Source organism: Nocardiopsis mangrovi, assembly GCF_042653925.1.
GTDB lineage: Bacteria > Actinomycetota > Actinomycetes > Streptosporangiales > Streptosporangiaceae > Nocardiopsis_B > Nocardiopsis_B mangrovi.
This window is the reverse complement of record NZ_JBHSFQ010000006.1, coordinates 79770-98835: the sequence shown is the minus strand read 5'-3', so window position 1 is coordinate 98835 and position 19066 is coordinate 79770. Positions and strand designations below refer to the sequence as shown.

The window sequence follows — 19066 nt, the reverse complement described above, 5'->3', positions numbered from 1 at the left end:
ACCGGGGCCCGCCGGACCGCGACCAGCGCGATGGCCACCACCGCCCAGGGCCCGGGCAGACCGCGGGTAGTCGACGATACGCGCCGGACCGCTCCCGCGTCAGCGGATCAGCGATATGTCAGGCGAACGGAAGCAGTGGGCTCTAGCGTGCTGATCGTGGGCCGGCGAAGGCGTCGGTCCGGAGCGGAGGATTCGTCCATGCCGGAGACCGGGACGGCCGCGGGGCCGACGTCGGCGTCGCAGCCATGGGAGACGCGGATCGAGGGCTCGCCCGCCCTCGCGGTGCGCGTGCGGGAAGGCGGCGGGGTGCCGGTGGTCCTCCTGCACGGGCTCGGCCGCACGCTGGAGGACTGGGAGCCCGTCGCGCCGCTCCTGGCGGAACGCCACTCCGTGTACACGGTGGACCTGCGCGGCCACGGCCTCTCCGCCGACGGCCGCTGGTCGCTCGACGGCTGCGTGGACGACCTGATCCGGGTGATCGGCCATTTCGGGCTGGAGCACCCGGTCGTGGCCGGCCACGGGCTGGGCGGGGTGGTCGCGCTGATGTGCGGCTCGCGCCGCTCCGACCTCACCGCCGCGGTGGGCATCGAGGTCCAGGGCCGCCCGCGCGCCGAGGAGATCGCCGGGCCCATGGGGCTGTCCCCGGCCGAGGCCGAGGGACCGGCGAGGACCGCCCACGACTTCATGGTCGAGCAGCTGGCGGCGCTGGTGTCGCCGATGCCGCTGGACTCCTTCGAGCAGCTGCTCAAGGCACAGCGCACGGGCCCGATGGGGCTGCCGGGCGCGGCGCTGGAGGCGTCGGCGCTGCGGGGCTGCATCATGGGCGACGGCCTGGTATCGCCGCGCCCCGGGCCGCGGGCGGCCCGCACCCTCTTCGAGGCGTACGGCGAGTACCGGTCGTCGTGGACCCGGCCGCGGATGATCGTCCCGGCGCTGTCCCTGCTGTCCACCCGGCCCATGACGCCCCCGCCGGGAGCACCGGTCCGCTACACCGAGGTCCTGGCCGCCCAGACCGCCTACGAACTGGCCCCGCACGACGACAGGGCCACGACCATCGGCGTCGACGCCCCGCACGCCATGCACCTCACCCACCCGGCCCTCGTCACCCGCCTGATCGAGGACTTCCTCGGCTCCAGGTGACCGGTCCCGCCGGAGTCTCAGGCCGGGCGCCGACCACGGTCCGCGGTGCCGGCCTCCGCGAGAACCGCCAGGATCCCCCCAATGACGAAGACGACCAGCCACTCCCCCTCTGATCGCGCCGGCGCACCCGGTCCGCCACCGTGCGAGGACCGGTCCGGTGGCGCGAAGGCGCCCGACTGGTAGGTGGCGAGGAGGCCGAGCATGCTGGTGTAGGCGAAGCGGACGCCGTCGTCGCCGAGGTCCGGGAGCGCCCGGCCGAGCGCGGCGAGGTAGCGCCCCTCGACCGGGTCGACCTGCTCGGCGAAGATCCGCCGCACGCGCGGGTCGGGCTCGCCGATGATCCTGCCGATGAAGCGCGCGACGTCGGACCCGCGCGCGCCGTGGGTGCGCGCCAGCCCGGCGCCGGGCTCCACGAACGCCCGCACCAGATCGGGAACGGCCGGCCGCGGGGACGCCGCTTCGAGTTCGTCCAGCCGCCGTCCGCGCTCGTCGTTGACGGCCCGCATGGTCTGGTCGACCGCCGCGCGCAGCAGACCCTCCTTCGAACCGAAGTGGTAGTTGACGGCGGCGATGTTGGTCCCGGCCGCTTCGGTGAGGGCCCGCATCGAGGTGGCCTCGATGCCGCGTTCGCCGAACATCCGAACGGCCCATTCGATGAGCCGCTCCCGCGTGGACGCCCGATCCTGCGCCGCGGGAGCGGAACCCCGTCCGGACATCGCACCTCCTGTATACGCCGTGCCCGTCGCTGCCGCCGCTCGCTCCGCGAGTGGAACCGCCATGCTATAACCTTCGTTTGAAACGAACGTTTGAAACGAACGTTTGATTTCCCTTTTCGAGATCGGGGTGCGGAATGTCGAACACGGCGGTCATCGTCGGCGCGGGCATCGGCGGGCTGGCCGCCGCCCATGCCCTACGGCGCATCGGGTGGCAGGTGTCGGTCCACGAGCAGGCGCCCGTCATCGGGCCGGTCGGAGCGGGTGTGGGCATCGCGCCCAATGCCGTCAAGGCGCTCGACCACCTGGGCCTGGGGGCCGCCTTGAGGGACCGCGGCCGCCGCCAGGACGGCCTGGAGATCCGGCGAAGGCGGGGCACACGCCTGGCCGGCATCTCCGGATCGGACATCGAGCGGCGCTACGACGCCCCGTTCTACGCCCTGCACCGGGCCGAGCTGCACCGCCTGCTGACCGCCGGCCTGGACCCGGACACCCTGCACACCGGCCACTGCGCCGACCGGGTCACCACCTCGGAGGACCGGGCGACCGTCGGCTTCGACACCCCTCAAGGGCCGATATCGGTGACGGCCGACCTGGTCGTGGCCGCCGACGGCGTGCGGAGCGGGCTGCGCGCGAACCTGTTCCCCGACTACCCCGGACCGGACTACGCCGGATACACGGTCTGGCGCGGCCTCGTCCCCGCTGAGCAGGCCGCTCCCCTGCGGATACCGCCCGTGCTGTCCGAGACCTGGGGCCGGGGCGCCCGGTTCGGCGTCGCCGCGATCGACGCCGGCCGCGTCTACTGGTTCGCCTGCGAAAGCGTCCCCGAGCACGCCGCACTGGAGCACGACCTCGGCCGGCTCGCCGCTCGCTTCCGGGACTGGCACGACCCGGTCCCCGCTCTGCCGGCGGCCACCCCTGAGGACGCCCTGATGCGCCACGACGTGTATTACCTGCGGGAGCGCCTGCCAGGGTTCGTCCGCGGCCGGGTGGCCCTGCTGGGCGACGCCGCCCACGCGGTCACACCCGACATCGGGCAGGGCGCCTGCCTGGCGATCGAGGACGCCGTCGTGCTCGCCGCGGCCATCGAGCGATCGGGCACCGCCCGCGGTCTCGCGGACTACGATGCCGCCCGCCGCCCCCGCACCGAGCGGATGGCCCGCGCCTCCGGGCGGATCGGGCGGATCACGCAGACGCGGAGCCGAACGGCGGCCGCGCTTCGCGACGCGGCAGGCGCCGCCCTCCCCTCCTCCCTGCTCCTGCGCGGAGCCGGGGCCGCCTTCGCCTGGAGCCCGCCCGCCGGCGAGAGCGCCTGACGACCGCGCGCGTGCGCGGAGGCGGGCCCCTGGCGGCACTACGCTGGCGGGGTGCTGAGCCGTCTGCGTACCGACCGATGGGTGCGGCTGGTCGTCGTCCTGGTGGTCCTGGGGTGTGCCGGGTATGCGCTGCACAGCAGGTGGAGCGAAGCGCGCGAGGCACTGGCCGCGCTGTCGCCGTGGCTGGTCGCGGGTTCGGTGGCCGCGGCGCTCGCCGGGCTCGGCGCGCAGATGCTCGCCTGGCGCGCGATCCTCGCCGACCTCGGGTCGCCGCTTCCCCTGCCGACGGCGGCGCGCGTCATGTTCGTCGGCCAGCTCGGCAAGTACCTGCCCGGCTCGGTGTGGGCCTTCGTCGCACAGGTCGAACTGGCGCGCGACCACGAGGTGGCGCGGCAGCGCGGGATCACCGCGACCGTCCTCGCGGTGGCCGTGACCCTGACGGTGAACCTCGCCGTCGCCGCCGCCACGCTGCCGTTCACCTCCGAGGACGCCGCGCGCCGGTGGTGGTGGGCGCTCGCCGTCGCCCCCGTCCTGCTGGCCGCCCTGCACCCGCGGGTGCTCACCCCGGTGATCCACGCGGCGGTGCGCCTGGCCCGGCGCTCCCGCACGGTCCCCGACGAGGAGCTGGAGCGCGTCAGCGGGCGCGGCATGGCCGCCGCCGTGGGCTGGTCGGTGGCGGCGTGGGTGCCGCTCTCGCTCTCGATCTGGCTGCTCGTCGCGGGCGTCGACGACGGCGCGCGCGGCCCGGGAGCGCTCGCGGCCTCCGCCGGCGCCTACGCGCTGGCGTGGACGCTCGGCGTGCTCGTGGTGATCGCCCCCGCCGGGCTCGGGATCCGCGAACTCGTGCTCGTCGTCGCCCTGGCGCCACTGATCGATCCCGGTTCGGCGCTGATCGTCGCCGCGCTCTCGCGGCTGGTCACGACCCTGGGCGACATCCTGTGGGCGGGTGCGGCCCTGCTGGCCACACGCTCCGCCGCGGCGTCTCCCCCCGCACGCTGACGCCCGCCGGGCGGTGCTACCGCTCCGACTCCAGCCACGCGTCGAAGGTCGTCGGCGCGATGCGGGCGTCGGCGCCGGGCAGCAGGACGTCGCCGGCCATCTCCGTTCCGAACTGCGACGACCACGTCGGCACCAGCCTGATCTCGCGGCCGCGCACGCCGTAGGTGCGCCGGGCCATGTCCACCAGGTCCTGGGTCTCGGGGCCGGCGATGTCGCGGTAGCGCCCCTGCGGCTCACCCGCGGCGATCTCGGCGAGGATGTCGGCGACGTCCCGGGGCGCGATCGGCTGGACGAGCAGCGGCGCGATGGTGGCGCTGCCGTTCTCCTCGGTCCGGCCCGCGACCATTTCGGCGAAACCGTGGAACTGCGTGGCCGGGACGATCGTCCACGGCACCGGGCCCTCGGCCACGAGGCGTTCCTGCTCGCGCTTGCCCGCGTAGTGCGCGTTGTCCTCGACGCGGTGGGCGGACGCGACCGAGAGCAGGACGTGGTGGCGCACGCCGGCCCGCTCCTCGGCCGCGAGCAGGTTGCGCGTGGCCGTGCCGAAGGACTCCACGGCTTCGTCCCGGGTGGCCGAACCGAAATTCGCGGCGTCCACGACGGCTTCGACGCCGGCGAGGGCGGCGTCGAGGCCGTCGCCGGAGACCAGGTCGACGCCGAGTGAGCGGCTGATCCGGACGACGCGGTGTCCGTCCCGCTCCAGGGCGACGACGGTGAGGGTCCCGATGTTGCCGGTCGCTCCGGCGACGGCGATGCGCATGGCGATCTCTCCTCTATCCCTCGCGCTGCCGCCCGGCCCGCGGCAGCCACTTCCGGGCGCTCCCGGCGGGCGGTATGGACAGGACCAGGATCCCCTGCCCCGGCCCCCGCCGCGCCGCGGTGCGCCCGCGTGTCCGCGCCGCCCTACACCTGCTCCCGGCCGCGGGCCGGGGTCGCGTCGCCGATGGTGAGGGGAGGGACCCAGCCCGCCTCGCTGTCGTAGCCGCGCACGACCCGGCCCGGCACCCCGGCGATGACGCTGTGGTCGGGGTACTCCCCCGGGCGCACCACCGAGCCGGCCGCCACCACGCAGTTGCGGCCCAGCCGCACCCCCGGCAGGATCACCGCGTTCGCGCCGATCCAGGTGCCCGGGCCGATGCGCACCGGCCGGTCGGCCGGCCACTGGCGGCCCACCGGGACCTCCGGGTCGCTGTACACGTGGTTCTGGTCGGTGATGTAGACGTAGGGGCCGGTGAAGACGTCGTCGCCGAGCTCGATCGACCGGTGCGCGACGATGTGCGAGCCGCGCCCGATCGTGCAGCCGCCGCCGACCCGGATCAGCGGCTCCGCCCCCAGGTCCAGCCCCGGGACCATCCCCGCGGTCAGGGTGATGTCGGCGCCCAGCAGCGTGTGCGCGCCCAGCTCGATCCACGCCTCGCCGAAGACCGTCGCCGGCGGGAACGCGATCGAGGTGCCCGGCCCGAACGCGGCGAACCTGCGGGCGGCGCGGGTCCCGGCGCGGATGTCGGCGCTGCGCCGGGCCCACGACCACGCACCGCGGACGATCCAGGACATCAGCTGAGAAACGCGCATCCCCACATCCACCGTCCGGTACTCGCCAGGGGAGAACAGTATCCCCCGGCGGCCCAGATGGCACCGATGCGGGGAACGGTGCCCGTTGTGTCCCGCGCCCGCTCCCCGCCCGGGGTCAGCCCGACAGGTGCGCCAGGAGGTCCTGGCGGGTGAGGACGCCCGCCGGCTTGCCGTCCATCAGCACCACGACCGCGCCCGACGTCTGGAGCAGCTGCACACAGCGGCTGACCGGCTCGCCGGAGCCCACGACGGGCAGCGGCGGGCTCATCCGGCTCTCCACCGGGTCGTCGAGCTGGACGCGGGCGTTGAACAGCGCGTCGAGCATGTCGCGCTCGGCGATGGAGCCCACCACCTCGGCCGCCATCACGGGCGGCTCCTCCTTCATGACGGGAAGCTGGGAGACGCCGTACTCGCGCATGATCGCCACGGCCGTCCCGACGGTCTCGTGCGGGTGGATGTGCACGAACTCCGGTAGGTCGCGGCCCTTGGCCTGGAGCACGTCGCCGGCGGTCGCCTCCTCGGTCTCGGCGGAGAGGAACCCGTAGTCGGCCATCCACTCGTCGTTGAAGATCTTGCCGAGGTAGCCGCGCCCGCCGTCGGGGAGCAGGACGACGATGACGTCGTCGGGCCCCGCCGTGGCCGCCACCCGCAGCGCCGCCACGACGGCCAGCCCGCACGAGCCGCCCACGAGCAGCGTCTCGTCCTTGGCGAGCTGGCGGGTCATCAGGAACGACTCCTTGTCGCTGACCGCGATGACCTCGTCGCAGACGTCGGGGTCGTAGGTCTCCGGCCAGATGTCCTCGCCCACCCCCTCGACCAGGTAGGGGCGCCCGGTGCCGCCGGAGTACACCGACCCCTCGGGGTCGGCCCCGATGACCTTCACCGCGCCGCCGGACACCTCCTTCAGGTAGCGCCCGGCGCCGGTGATGGTGCCGCCGGTCCCGATGCCGGCGACGAAGTGCGTGATGCGGCCGTCGGTCTGCTCCCAGATCTCCGGGCCCGTGCTCTGGTAGTGGGACTCCGGGTTGTTCCGGTTGGTGTACTGGTCGGGCTTCCAGGCGCCCGGGATGCTCGCCGCCAGCCGGTCCGAGACCGAGTAGTAGGAGTCGGGGTGGTCGGGCGCGACGGTCGTGGGGCAGACGACCACCTCGGCGCCGTAGGCGCGCAGGACGGCGAGCTTGTCGGTGCCGACCTTGTCGGGGCAGACGAAGACGCAGCGGTAGCCCTTGTCGGCGGCGACGATGGCCAGCCCCACACCGGTGTTGCCCGAGGTGGGCTCGACGATGGTGCCGCCCGGCTTGAGCAGCCCGCGCTTCTCCGCGTCCTCGATCATGCGCAGTGCGATGCGGTCCTTGACCGATCCGCCGGGGTTGAAGTACTCGACCTTGGCGAGGACGGTGGGAGCAAGGCCCGCCGTCACCTTGTTCAACCGCAGCAGCGGGGTATCGCCGACCAGCTCGATCAATGAGTTGTGCACCCGCATCCGCGGAGCCCCCTTTTGTCCTTGCGTCCGGCGGCCGCGGATCGCGCGGACCGCCTCGTCCGGTCACGGCCGATCGCGCCGCGCACGGGCCGGCCGGGCCCGTGTCCCCCGACTGTAACGCGGTGTCGGCGCTGCCCACATGCCCGTTGCGCAAGACGGTCCCGCATCCGCCGGGCGCGCGCCGGGCCCCCGGACCGGCACCGCGGGCCGGGCCGCCCGATGACACGGGAACGCCGCCCCGCCGCCGGTCGTTGACATCCCGGTTACCTGTGGGTAGATCAGCTCTTGAGGGGCCTGACGGATTCCGGTCTCGGACCGGGGAGGGCGTCCCGCTCCCGCGGGCCCACCAGGAAGGACGAAGCCGACCACGCCGCTGGGGTCAGGAGGCGGGGACATGGTGCTGCGAGCCGCACGGGCCCGGAGGATCGCCACCGCGACCGCGTTCGGGGGAGGGGGGATCACCCTCCTCGGGGCCAGCACGATCGGACTGCTGTACCTCCAGGCGCGCCAGGCCCACCGGACCGTCGGGACCACCCCGTGGAAACCGCCGCGCGCCGACGGCGTCTACGGCACCGGCGACGGCCCGCCGCTGCGGTTCGTGATGATGGGCGACTCCACGGCGGCCGGATACGCCGTGGCCGACGCCCTGAGCACCCCCGGCGCCCTGTTGGCCACCGGCCTGTCGGCGGTCGCCGACCGTCCGGTACGGCTGCGCCGGCTGGCCCGCGTGGGGGCCACGTCGCGCGACCTGGCGGCCCAGATGGCCAAGGTGCGCGGCCGCCCGGTCGACCTCGCCGTCATCTTCATCGGCGGCAACGACGTCATCCACCGCATCCGCCCCGCCGATTCCGTCCGCCACCTCCAAGACGTCGTCCGCGAACTCGCCGGCTCGGGCGCGGCCGTCGTCGTGGGCACCTGTCCGGACCTTGGCACCGTGCAGCCCATCGGCCAGCCCCTGCGCTACGTCGCCCGCCGCGCCTCCCGGCAGCTCGCCGCCGCCCAGACGATCGGGGTGGTGGAGGCGGGCGGCCGGACCGTGTCGCTGGGCAGCCTGCTCGCCGACGAGTTCCTGGCCCACCCCGACGAGCTGTTCGGCCCGGACCGCTTCCACCCCTCCGCGCGCGGCTACGCCCATGCCGCCGCCGCAGTCCTGCCGTCGGCCTGCGCGGCGCTCGGCCTGCTGCCTGAGCCGGAGGCCGCACCGGCCCGCGCCCGGGGCGGCGGGCCGCTGCCCGTCGACCGCGCGGCCGTCGAGGCGGCCGAGCGGCCCGGGACGGAGGTCAGCGGCGCACGCGTCGCCGGCGCCGAGCGGGGGCGGCGGGGGCGCTGGGCCACCCTCATCCGACGGCGCTTCCGGACCGCGGACGACGTGGGCGCCGACACCTCGGCCGCCGTCGATGCCCCGGCCCCCGACGATGCGCCACACCGGTCCGGGACACCCGCCGCCCGGCCACCCGGCTCCGCCGCACCGGGCAACACCACCCCGGAGGTGAGCGGAACCGGGCCGACCGGTTAACGTGCGAGTAACCAACCGGCCGACCGACCGGTCTGTCGGCTCCCCTCACTGAAGGGCCGCGCGCATGCCTGAAGCCGTCATCGTCGCCACCGCCCGTTCGCCCATCGGACGCGCCTTCAAGGGATCGCTCAAGGACATCCGGCCCGACGACCTGGCCGCCCAGATCATCTCCGCCGCGCTGGCCAAGGTGCCCGCTCTGGACCCCTCATCGATCGACGACCTGCTGCTGGGGTGCGGCCTGCCCGGCGGCGAGCAGGGCTACAACCTGGCACGGGTGGTGGCGGTCCGGCTCGGCCTGGACACCGTCCCCGGCGCGACCGTGACCCGCTACTGCTCGTCGTCCCTGCAGACCACCCGCATGGCCTACCACGCGATCAGGGCCGGGGAGGGTGACGTCTTCGTCTCCGCCGGGGTGGAGGTGGTCAGCCGGTTCACCAAGGGCAACAGCGACTCGCTGCCCGACACCAAGAGCCCGTTCTTCGAGGCGGCGGAGACCCGCACGGCGAAGCGCGCCGAGGGGAGCGCCCCGATCTGGTACGACCCCCGCGACGACAGCGGGGTCCCCGACGTCTACATCGCCATGGGGCAGACCGCGGAGAACGTGGTCCAGCTGCGCGGGGTGTCGCGCCGGCACCAGGACGAATTCGGCGTGCGCTCGCAGAACCTCGCCGAGAAGTCGCTCGACAACGGGTTCTGGGAACGCGAGATCACCCCGGTGACACTGCCCGACGGCACCGTCGTCAGCACCGACGACGGCCCCCGCCGCGGCACCACCTACGAGAAGGTGTCGCAGCTCAAGCCGGTGTTCCGGCCCGACGGCACGGTCACGGCGGGCAACTGCTGCCCGCTCAACGACGGTGCCGCCGCCGTGGTCGTCATGAGCGACACCAAGGCGGCCGAGCTGGGGCTGACGCCGCTCGCGCGGATCGTGTCGACCGGGGTCGGCGCGCTGTCGCCGGAGATCATGGGCCTCGGCCCGGTCGCGGCGTCGCGCCAGGCGCTGGGCCGCGCGAACATGAGCATCACCGACATCGACCTGGTGGAGATCAACGAGGCGTTCGCGGCCCAGGTGCTGCCGTCGGCGGACGACCTGGGGATCGACATCGAGAGCCAGCTGAACGTCAACGGAGGCGCGATCGCGGTCGGCCACCCGTTCGGCATGACGGGCGCCCGCATCACCACGACCCTCCTCAACGGACTCCAGTTCCACGACAAGACCTTCGGCCTGGAGACCATGTGCGTGGGGGGAGGCCAGGGAATGGCGATGGTCATCGAGCGGCTGGGCTGAGCCGCAGCGGAGGGTGGGACGCCCCACGCGCAGCCCCGGCATCCCGCCCGCAGCGGAGGCGAAGCCCAGCACTCCCGGAAACACAAGCGGCTGGGCTGAGCCGCAGCGGAGGGTGGGACGCCCCACGCGCAGCCCCGGCATCCCGCCCGCAGCGGAGGCGAAGCCCAGCGCTCCCGGAAACACAAGCGGCTGGGCTGAGCCGCAGCGGAGGGTGGGATGCCCCACGCGCAGCCCCCGGCATCCCGCCCGCAGCGGAGGCGAAGCCCAGCACTCCCGGAAACACAAGCGGCCGGGCTGAGTCCCACCCCTACCCCGGAACTTGGTAAAAGGTGAGTTCCGGGGTCTTGTCGTGGCCGCCATCCTGTTGCAGGGTCGCTGGTAAGTGCACGCACTCTTTCGGAGGTGCCTATGTCGGTGACCCACTCGCCGGAGACACACGCGCTGCTCATCGCCCGCATTCCGACCGTTACCGGTCGCGAACTCCACGAGTGGTTCGACGCCCTGGAGATGGGACCCGGACTCTCCCGCTGCTCGGAGCGCACCAACTGGCTGGCCGACGAGTACAACCTCACCCACGGCTACGCCCAGGCAATCGTGCAGGAGTATGACCGTCGACGGCGCAACCGCTCCGTCGTCCCGCAGCAGAGACGGTGACCGTCCGCGACCGTACACCGCCGCCACCGGTGGAACAGGCGAGCGCCCCGCCCGGAGATCCGGACGGGGCGCTCGGCGGTCGGGGTGGTGCTCCCGGGTCAGTCGCTGAAGATCGTTGAGATCATCCAGACCAGGCGCAGCATCTCGATGTAGAGCCACACCAGCGAGACCGTCAGGCCGAAGGCGAACTGCCACGCCAGCTTGTTCGGCACGCCGGCGGCGATGCCGTCCTCGATGCCGCGGAACTCGATGGCGAGGGTGGCGCAGGCGATGAGGATCATCACCAGCGAGACCACGATGCCCAGCGGGCCGGCCTCGCGCAGGCCCAGGCCGCCGGGGATGAAGATCCCGATCACGAAGTTGGCGAGCAGCATCACCAGCGCCGCGATGAGCGCGACCGAGACGACCTTGACGAAGGTGTTGGTCACCCGGATGATGCGCAGCCGGTACAGCGCGAGCATGGTGCCGAACGCGAAGATCGTTCCGAAGACCGCCTGGGTCACCAGCGCACCGGGCGCGGCTCCGGCCGACATCTCGAACACGCGGCTGATGCCGCCGACGAACAGCCCCTCAAGGCCGGCGTAGACGAGGATCAGCGCGGCGTTGGTCGACTGCGTGAACCCGATGATCAGGCCCATGATCAGGGCCCCGATGGCCCCGATGAAGGTCAGGCCGAGGGCCAGCCCGGGGTTCGACGCGTACAGGAAGTAGGTGACGACGGCACCGAGGATGACCGTGCCGATCGTCATGCCGCTGCGCATGACGACGTCGTCGATGGTCATGGCGCCGGTGCCGGCGGCGGGGGCCATGGGGGGCTGCCCGTAGGGCTGCTGGCCGGGCTGCGGGTAGCCGGCGTAACCCTGCTGGTAGCCCTGCTGCTGGTAGGGCTGGCCGTACGGCTGCTGGTAGCCGTGGCCCTGCTGGTACTGTCCGCCCTGGCCGTACGGCGCCTGATACGACTGGCCGTACCCGGCTTGGCCGGACCTCATCGCCCGCTTGAGAACGGGGTTCGAACTCCTCATCCGCATGAGTTTGCAAGCCTTTCCAGGGCGCGATGTCTCTGCCCTCAACGTAACGCACGGGTTCGCGCGTGGGTTCCCGCGGCATGTCACGGCTCGGACTCAACGATGACCGGCGCGGTCGCCGGGAACGGTCGACCATGGGGAACACCTCCCCCGTCCTCCCGATTCCCCCTCGGCGCGCCGCGAACCCCACTCCGGGCGGGCGGGCCGGCCCGCCCGGGGCGCTCAGCCCCGCGTGGCCAGCGAGCGGAGGAAGAAGGCGACGTTGGCCGGGCGCTCGGCCAGGCGCCGCATGAAGTAGCCGTACCACTCGTCGCCGTAGGGCACGTAGACCCGCATCCGCTCCCCGCGGGCCGCCAGCCGCCGCTGCTCCGCGTCGCGGATGCCGTACAGCATCTGGTACTCGTGGTCGCCGGGGGCGCGCCCGCCGTCCTGGGCGAGCCGGCCGGCGATGGAGATGATCCGCGGGTCGTGCGTGGCGATCATCGGGTAGCCCTCGCCGCGCATCAGCACCCGCATGCAGCGGATGTAGGAGCGGTCGACCTCGGCCCGCTCGCGGAAGGCGACCGACGCGGGCTCGTCGTAGGCGCCCTTGCACAGCCGCACCCGGGATCCGGCGCCGCTGAGGTCGCGGCAGTCGGCCTCGGTGCGGCGCAGGTATGCCTGGAGGACGGCGCCCGCCCACGGGAAGTCCACGCGCAGCTCGCGCAGGACCGACAGGGTGGAGTCGGTCGTGGTGTGGTCCTCCATGTCCAGGGTGACCGTGGTTCCGGCATCCGCCGCGGCCTCGCAGATGCGCCGGGCGTTGTCGAGCGCGATCTTCTCGCCGTCGGCGGGCAGCGACTGCCCGACGGCCGACAGTTTGACCGAGACCTCCGCCCGCCCGGCCAATCCGGCCGCGTCCAGCTCGGCGAGCAGCCGGCCGTAGGCCGCGACGGTGGCCTGCGCCTGCGCGGCGTCGGCGACGTCCTCCCCCAGGTGGTCCAGCGTGACCAGCCGGGTGCGGGTCAGCTCGCGGACCGCGGGCAGCGCCTGCTCCAGCGTGGTGCCGGCGACGAACCGGGACACCAGCCCCCGCGTCACGGGGGCGCGCTCGACCAGGTTGCGGCAGGCGGTGGAGCGTGCCGCGATCAGCAGTGGGGTACGAAGCATGGGTTCACCTCGCGTGTCGTGTGCTTCGAGGGGATGGGCCGAGCGGCGGTGGCGGGCGGGACGGCGGCCGGCCCGGCCCTCGGGCGGGGCCGGGCGGCGCGCCGGTCAGCCCTGGTGGGGGTGGGCGGAGGAGGTCGGGGGGACGAAGGTCTCCTTGATCGACCGCGGGCTGGCCCAGCGCGCGAGGTTCTGCGCGCTGCCCGCCTTGTCGTTGGTGCCGGAGGCCCGGGCGCCGCCGAAGGGCTGCTGGCCCACGACGGAGCCGGTCGGCTTGTCGTTGACGTAGAAGTTCCCGGCGGCGAAGCGCAGGGCGTCGTGCGCCGCGGCGACGGCCCGCCGGTCGGTGGCGATGACCGCCCCCGTGAGCGCGTAGTCGGACCCCTCGTCCACGGCCTTGAGGACGCGGTCGTAGTCGCCGTCCTCGTACACGTGCACGGCGATGAGCGGGCCGAAGTACTCGGTGCGGAACACCTCGTGCCCCGGGTCGGTCCCGAGCAGGACCGTGGGCCGGACGAAGTAGCCCTGGGAGTCGTCGCAGTCGCCGCCGGCCAGGACCGTCAGCGTGTCGTCGGTGCGCGCGGCGCCGAGCACCGCCGCGAGCCGGTCGTAGGCGCGGCGGTCGATGACGGCGCCCATGAAGTTGGTGAAGTCGGTGACGTCGCCGACGCTGAGCGCCTCGACCTCGTCGACGAGGTCGTCGCGGATCCGGTCCCACACCGAGCGGGCGACGAACGCCCGCGAGGCGGCCGAGCACTTCTGCCCCTGGTACTCGAAGGCGCCGCGCACGATCGCGGTGCGGACCACGTCGGGGTCGGCCGACGCGTGGGCGACGATGAAGTCCTTGCCGCCGGTCTCGCCGACGATCCGCGGGTAGGAGCGGTAGTTCGCGATGTTCTCGCCCACCGAGCGCCACAGGTGCTGGAAGGTGCGGGTGGAGCCGGTGAAGTGCACGCCGGCGAGGCCGGGGTCGTTCAGGGCGACATCGGAGACGGCGAGGCCGTCGCCGGTGACCATGTTGATGACGCCGGGGGGCAGCCCGGCCGCCTCCAGCAGGCGCATGGTCAGGTCCGCCGCGAACTGCTGCGTCGGCGAGGGCTTCCAGACGACCACATTGCCCATGAGCGCCGGCGCGGTGGGCAGGTTCCCGGCGATCGCGGTGAAGTTGAACGGGGTGATCGCGTAGACGAAGCCCTCCAGCGGCCGCTGCTCCAGGCGGTTCCACTGCCCGGCGGGGCTGTAGGGCTGGTCGGCCATCAGCCGGCGGGCGTAGGAGACGTTGAACCGCCAGAAGTCGATCAGCTCGCAGGCGGCGTCGATCTCGGCCTGGATCGCCGTCTTGGACTGGCCGAGCATGGTCGCGGCGTTGAGGGTCTGGCGCCACGGTCCGGCCAGCAGGTCGGCGGCGCGCAGGATGACGGCGGCGCGCTCCTCGAAGGGCAGGGCCCGCCACTCCGGGGCGGCGCGCCCGGCGGCGGCGACCGCCGCGCGGGCGTCGTCGTGGGTCGCGTTGCCGAGGGTGCCCAGGACGGCCGCGTGCCGGTGCGGCTGGACGACGTCGACGCGGTCGCCGCCCCCCATCCGGTGCTCGCCCCCGATGGTCATCGTCAGCTCGACGGGCTCCTTGGCGAGCGCGTCGAGGCGCTCGGTCAGCTCGGCCCGCTCCGCGCTGCCGGGTGCGTAGGTGAGCACGGGCTCGTTCACCGGCGCGGGAACGCTCGTCACGGCGTCCATGGGCACCTCCTCATGGGTGGTGGGGGTGGTGGGTGGCGCGGTTCGCGTCCTGGGAGCCCAAACGTACGAGCGGAGGTGCGGGGTCCGCCTTGTGGGCCCGGCCACTCTTCTTGGCAGGCGCTTGGCCGATGCGACAAACTGAGAGGTCATGGACGTCAATCCGGGTTTCGCCCCGCCACCCGCCGAGCCGCGCGGTCCGGCCCCCGCGACCGGCGTTCCACTGCGCCGGCTCCTGCTCGCCATCGGCGATTCCGTGGTGGACGTGCTCGCGGCTCCCGCTGGGCTCGATGTGCGGGTGGACAACGTCGTGATCGCCGACCCCGAGGACGAGCCGGAGGCCGAGCCCGGCGACCTCGTGCTGCTGATCGGCGCGCGCGGCGGGGCGGCCCGCCACCTGCTGCGCACCGCCGCGCGCCGGGGCGCGTCGGCGGTGGTGGTCAAGCCGGGGGACGCGGTGCGCGCCTCCGACGACGACGAACTGCGCCGGGCGGCCGGCGGAGCGGGGGTCGCGCTGCTGGCGGTCCGCCCCGATGTCCGGTGGGACCAGGTGCAGTCGTTGTGCCGCAGTGTGCTGGACGACGCCCGGCTCACCGCCGACGCCGACTTCGGCGACTCCTCCGGCGACCTGTTCTCCCTGGCGCAGACCATCGCCACGCTGACGGGCGGGCTGGTCAGCATCGAGGACTCCGCGAGCCGCGTGCTGGCCTACTCCAGCGGCGAGGAGGTCGACGAGCTGCGCCGGCTCTCGGTCCTGGGGCGCCGGGGGCCCGAGCAGTACCTGTCGCTGCTCCGGGACTGGGGGGTGTTCTCGCGCCTGCGCGCGGGCGAGGAGGTGGTCCGCATCGACGAGCATCCCGAGCTGGGGATCCGCCGCCGGCTGGCGGTCGGGATCCACGCCGGTTCGCAGCCGCTGGGCACGATCTGGGTCCAGGAGGGGGCCGAGCCCCTGACCGCCAACTCGGAGGAGGCCCTGCTCGGTGCCGCCCGGATGACCGCGCTGCACCTGCTGCGGCACCGCACCGAGATGACCGTGGGGCTCCGGCTGCGTGAGGATTTGCTGTCGAGCCTGCTGGAGGGGCGCATCGAGGCCGCCGCGCTGGCCGACTCGATCGAGGTGACCCCGGCCCGGCCCGCTCTGGTCGTGGCCTTCTCCCTGTCGGCGGCCGGGAGCAGGTCGGGGCCGGCGGAGGAGCGCGGCAGGTCGGAACGGGCGCTGAAGCGGCGCCGGATGATCGACCTGATCTCCGTGCACACCGCCGCCTACCGGCGCACCTCCCTGGTCACCGCGCTCGGCGGCCGCGTCTACGTCCTCCTGCCCGATCTCGCCCACCGGCCGGGCCCGCCCGCGGGGCCGCACCCCGCCCGCGCGGACGCCGAGGCCTCGGTCCTCGCCCTGACCCGCAAGACCGTGGAGGCCGCGCGGGGGATCCTGGGAGCCGCGGTGCAGGGGGCGGTCGGGTCGCCGGTGGACTCGCTCGCCGGCATCCCCGGGTCGCGGGCCGAGGCCGACCGGATCCTGGACGCGATGGGCCGCGACCTCGAACGCGACGTCGCGACGATCTCCGATGTCCGCGCCGACGTGCTGATCAGCGAGACCCTGGCGCACCTGCGCGGCACCCCGACGCTGCGCGACCCGCGGGTCAGCAGGCTCGTGGACCACGACGCCGCGGCCGGGTCGGAGCTGGTGGTGTCGCTGGTGGCCTATCTCGACGGGTTCGGCGACGTGCGCGCCGCGGCCCGGCGGCTGCACATCCACCCCAACACCCTGCGCTACCGGGTGCGCCGGGCGGAATCGGTCAGCGGGATCGACCTCTCCGACCCCCGCCAGCGGCTCTTCACCCACCTTCAGCTCCTGACGGAGCACGGCGGCTACTAGGGCCGCCGGGACCGCCGGCGGGCGCGCGGGCGCGGGTGCGCCGGCCGGGACGTCAGGGGCCGAACCAGCCGGCGGCGTCGAGCCGGAGGCCGGTTGCGGGGACAACGGTGCGCAGGCCGGATTCCAGCTCCGCCAGCCGCCTTTCCCCAAGTGCCTCGGCCCACTCGGCCCGCAGGTCGTCGAAGATCGCGGCCGACCGGGCCAGCGCGTCGAACCCGCGCGGGGTCAGCCGGACCGGCTTGCGCCGCGCGTCGTTCGCGTCGCCGGCCCGCTCGGCATAGCCGAGGGCCACCAGCCGGTCAACGGTCTTGCCGGCCGCCTGTTTGGAGACGCCCAGCCGCCGGCCCATCTCGCTGGCGCTCGCGCCATCGGGGCCGATCGCCTGCATGGCGAATCCGTGGACCGGGCGGAGGTCAGGGTGTCCCTGCCGGGCCGGCTCGTCGTGGAGGCGGTCGACGAGCGAGCGGAAGCCGGCGAACAGCGGCAGCGGCAGCTCGAAGCCGTGATGTGCGTCGTGTGCCGTGGGTTCAGGCATCGACGGGCTCGACATGTCCGACACGCAGGTCGTCAAGCATGTTGAGAAAATTACCGACCCTTCCCGGCCGGCGCCACGCGTCCTTTGCGGGAAAGACCCCTCCGGCCGGCGACCTGTTCGTCGGCCGCACCGCCGGTTCCGGCACCGTGCGGACGCTCCCCGGATCAGGGCCGCACCCGGTGCGACGCCCGTGGCGCGGGCCGGGACATCGGCGCCTCCACGGTGCCGGTCCTCGCCGACCGGACGGCCCGGGCGCCGCTGGGCGACCGGCTCACACCTCCGCGTGGGGTGCGACGGCCGTCTGACGGCCCGTCTCGCATGGAGCGGGGGCCGGAACGCGCCCGGGCCGGGTCCGTCGGCGAGGTACGCGGGTACCCCCGGTCGGACTCGAACCGACACTTGTGACCCTTTTAGGGGGCCTGCCTCTACCATTGGGCTACGAGGGCGGGACCATCATACCGGCCATGGACGTTTCAGATCGTTTCGCACCGCTTCGGCCTGTCAACAGACGAAACGGCCGGCCACCCGAAGGTGCCCGACCGTTTCCGCAGCCCGTTCCGACCGTTAACCCACGCGCCGGAGGAGCTGGCCGTTCTCGACCTTGGCGCTGCTGGCGTCCTCGAACGCCTGGCGCGGCTCGTCCATCTCCGAGAGCGCCGCGAAGTCGCGGCGGAACAGGAGCGCGAGCGTCCAGTCGGCCAGGACCCGCATCTTCCGGTTGAAGGTGGGGACGGCGTAGAGGTGGTAGGAGCGGTGCGCGTACCACGCGAGCCGCCCGGTCAGCTTGATCTTGCCGAACAGCTGGGCCGCGCCCTTGTGCAGGCCCAGGCCGGCCACCGCGCCGAGGTTCTTGTGCGCGTAGGCGGTGGGCTCGGTGCCGCGCAGCGCCGCGATCACGTTGCCGGCCAGGACCGGCGCCTGGCGGACGGCGTTCTGCGCGTTCGGCGGGTAGAAGCCGCCGTTGCCGTCGGGCACCTGGGCGTTGTCGCCGCCGGCGAACGCGTTCTCGACCCCGTTGACCATGAGGAACTCGTTGGTGTCCACGTGCCCCTTGGGGCCCAGCGGGAGGTCGCTGGCCTGCACGACCGGGCTCGGCTTCACGCCGGCGGTCCACACCAGGGTCCCGGCGTCGAACTCGGCGCCGTCGCTGAGCTTGATGCGCTGGTCGGTGGCCGACTCCAGGAAGGTGGAGAGGCGGACGTCGATACCGCGCCGCTTGAGCTGGTTCAGCGCCTTCTCGCCGACCTCCGTGCCCACCTCGGGCAGGATGCGGTCGGCCGCCTCGATGAGGTAGAAGTGCAGGTCGTCGACGCTGATCGACGGGTAGATGCGGGTGGCGTCGCGGGCGAGGTCCTCCAGCTCGGCGATCGCCTCGGCACCGGCGAAGCCGCCGCCCACGAAGACGAAGTTGAGCGCCTTGCGGCGGACCTCGGGGTCGTCGGTGGAGTCGGCGATGTTGAGCTGCTCCAGGACGTGGTTGCGCAGGTAGGCGGCCTCTTCGACCGTCTTGATACCGATACCGTTCTCGGCCAGCCCCGGGATGGGCAGGGTGCGCGAGACCGCCCCCGCGGCCATGACGATGTGGTCGTAGGCGATGGAACGGGGCTCACCGACGTGCGGCGCGAAGTCCACCTTGCGGTCGGCGTGGTCGATGCGGACGACGTAGCCGTTGAGGACGCGCACGCGCTTGAACGCCTTGCGCAGCGGGACGACGACGTTGCGCGGCGAGATGCTGCCGGCCGCGATCTCGGGCAGGAAGGGCTGGTAGGTCATGTAGGAGTTGGGGTCCACGACGGTGATGCGGGCCTCGCCCGCCCCCAGCTTCTTCTCCAGCCGCATCGCGGTGTACATCCCGAGGTACCCGCCGCCGACGATGAGGACGTGCGGGATCTCCGCGTCGTCGCCACCGCCGTGGACCAACCGGTAGTTCCTGCTCTCGGTCATCGCATATCCGCCCTAGGTTCCCGTTCCACGTCCACGAGGGGCGCAAAGATCGGTAAGTCTTCGTTGACTCGCATATTCCTGTCGTCTTTCGCTGGAAAGACTGTTACTTCTTCGGCTCCGGGGCT

At 73.4% G+C, this 19066-nt stretch carries 16 protein-coding genes and 1 tRNA gene; 7 read left to right on the top strand and 10 right to left on the bottom strand.

The window, feature by feature from the left end:
* The first annotated feature begins 198 nt into the window (after positions 1-198).
* Positions 199-1140, top strand: coding sequence for an alpha/beta hydrolase (locus tag ACFO4E_RS09050; protein ID WP_378572806.1), 942 nt, complete (start codon positions 199-201; stop codon positions 1138-1140).
* Between the two features lie 17 nt (positions 1141-1157).
* Here ACFO4E_RS09050 and ACFO4E_RS09045 read toward each other — a convergent pair whose 3' ends face one another.
* Entirely contained in the window at positions 1158-1856 is a 699-nt protein-coding gene (locus ACFO4E_RS09045; protein WP_378572804.1) for a TetR/AcrR family transcriptional regulator, read from the bottom strand.
* Between the two features lie 134 nt (positions 1857-1990).
* Here ACFO4E_RS09045 and ACFO4E_RS09040 point away from each other — a divergent pair, with 134 nt between their 5' ends.
* On the top strand, positions 1991-3169 hold the full coding sequence (locus ACFO4E_RS09040; RefSeq protein ID WP_378572802.1) for an FAD-dependent monooxygenase: 1179 nt from the start codon (positions 1991-1993) through the stop codon (positions 3167-3169).
* Positions 3170-3220: 51 nt separating this feature from the next.
* The gene (locus ACFO4E_RS09035) at positions 3221-4168 is read left to right on the top strand and encodes a lysylphosphatidylglycerol synthase transmembrane domain-containing protein (RefSeq protein ID WP_378572801.1); all 948 of its coding nucleotides are present in this window, start codon (positions 3221-3223) and stop codon (positions 4166-4168) included.
* Positions 4169-4184: 16 nt separating this feature from the next.
* Here the strand turns inward: ACFO4E_RS09035 and ACFO4E_RS09030 are convergent, their stop codons facing one another.
* The 3 genes from ACFO4E_RS09030 to ACFO4E_RS09020 all read right to left on the bottom strand — a co-directional run bounded on the left by ACFO4E_RS09030 (position 4185) and on the right by ACFO4E_RS09020 (position 7223).
* Positions 4185-4928, bottom strand: coding sequence for an SDR family oxidoreductase (locus tag ACFO4E_RS09030; protein WP_378572799.1), 744 nt, complete (start codon positions 4926-4928; stop codon positions 4185-4187).
* A 143-nt stretch (positions 4929-5071) separates the two neighbouring features.
* Positions 5072-5740 (bottom strand): acyltransferase, encoded by a 669-nt coding sequence (locus ACFO4E_RS09025; protein WP_378572797.1) that lies wholly within the window; start codon positions 5738-5740, stop codon positions 5072-5074.
* A gap of 115 nt (positions 5741-5855) precedes the next feature.
* Positions 5856-7223 (bottom strand): cystathionine beta-synthase, encoded by a 1368-nt coding sequence (locus tag ACFO4E_RS09020; protein WP_378572795.1) that lies wholly within the window; start codon positions 7221-7223, stop codon positions 5856-5858.
* 397 nt (positions 7224-7620) lie between these two features.
* On the opposite strand from ACFO4E_RS09020, the gene ACFO4E_RS09015 reads away from it, so the two are divergent.
* The 3 genes from ACFO4E_RS09015 to ACFO4E_RS09005 all read left to right on the top strand — a co-directional run bounded on the left by ACFO4E_RS09015 (position 7621) and on the right by ACFO4E_RS09005 (position 10681).
* A complete protein-coding gene (locus ACFO4E_RS09015; protein WP_378573071.1) occupies positions 7621-8739 on the top strand; it encodes an SGNH/GDSL hydrolase family protein in 1119 nt (372 codons plus the stop codon).
* A 64-nt stretch (positions 8740-8803) separates the two neighbouring features.
* Complete coding sequence (locus ACFO4E_RS09010) at positions 8804-10027, top strand: acetyl-CoA C-acetyltransferase (RefSeq protein ID WP_378572793.1); 1224 nt, start codon at positions 8804-8806, stop codon at positions 10025-10027.
* 408 nt (positions 10028-10435) lie between these two features.
* Positions 10436-10681, top strand: coding sequence for a DUF4287 domain-containing protein (locus ACFO4E_RS09005; RefSeq protein ID WP_378572792.1), 246 nt, complete (start codon positions 10436-10438; stop codon positions 10679-10681).
* A gap of 98 nt (positions 10682-10779) precedes the next feature.
* On the opposite strand, the gene ACFO4E_RS09000 is transcribed toward ACFO4E_RS09005, so the two are convergent.
* The 3 genes from ACFO4E_RS09000 to pruA all read right to left on the bottom strand — a co-directional run bounded on the left by ACFO4E_RS09000 (position 10780) and on the right by pruA (position 14586).
* Positions 10780-11709, bottom strand: coding sequence for a Bax inhibitor-1/YccA family protein (locus ACFO4E_RS09000; RefSeq protein WP_378572790.1), 930 nt, complete (start codon positions 11707-11709; stop codon positions 10780-10782).
* Between the two features lie 219 nt (positions 11710-11928).
* Positions 11929-12855, bottom strand: coding sequence for a proline dehydrogenase family protein (locus tag ACFO4E_RS08995; RefSeq protein WP_378572788.1), 927 nt, complete (start codon positions 12853-12855; stop codon positions 11929-11931).
* Between the two features lie 105 nt (positions 12856-12960).
* The gene (gene pruA / locus ACFO4E_RS08990; RefSeq protein WP_378572786.1) at positions 12961-14586 is read right to left on the bottom strand and encodes an L-glutamate gamma-semialdehyde dehydrogenase; all 1626 of its coding nucleotides are present in this window, start codon (positions 14584-14586) and stop codon (positions 12961-12963) included.
* Between the two features lie 148 nt (positions 14587-14734).
* On the opposite strand from pruA, the gene ACFO4E_RS08985 reads away from it, so the two are divergent.
* Positions 14735-16462 carry a helix-turn-helix domain-containing protein gene (locus tag ACFO4E_RS08985; RefSeq protein ID WP_378572785.1) on the top strand — a complete coding sequence of 576 codons (1728 nt, stop codon included), beginning with the start codon at positions 14735-14737 and terminating at the stop codon, positions 16460-16462.
* 52 nt (positions 16463-16514) lie between these two features.
* On the opposite strand, the gene ACFO4E_RS08980 is transcribed toward ACFO4E_RS08985, so the two are convergent.
* The 3 genes from ACFO4E_RS08980 to ACFO4E_RS08970 form a co-directional block, all read right to left on the bottom strand.
* A complete protein-coding gene (locus tag ACFO4E_RS08980; protein ID WP_378572783.1) occupies positions 16515-16997 on the bottom strand; it encodes a MarR family winged helix-turn-helix transcriptional regulator in 483 nt (160 codons plus the stop codon).
* Between the two features lie 372 nt (positions 16998-17369).
* Positions 17370-17443: transfer RNA gene (locus ACFO4E_RS08975), tRNA-Leu, on the bottom strand.
* Positions 17444-17561: 118 nt separating this feature from the next.
* Entirely contained in the window at positions 17562-18941 is a 1380-nt protein-coding gene (locus ACFO4E_RS08970; RefSeq protein ID WP_378572781.1) for an NAD(P)/FAD-dependent oxidoreductase, read from the bottom strand.
* Between the last annotated feature and the right edge of the window lie 125 nt (positions 18942-19066).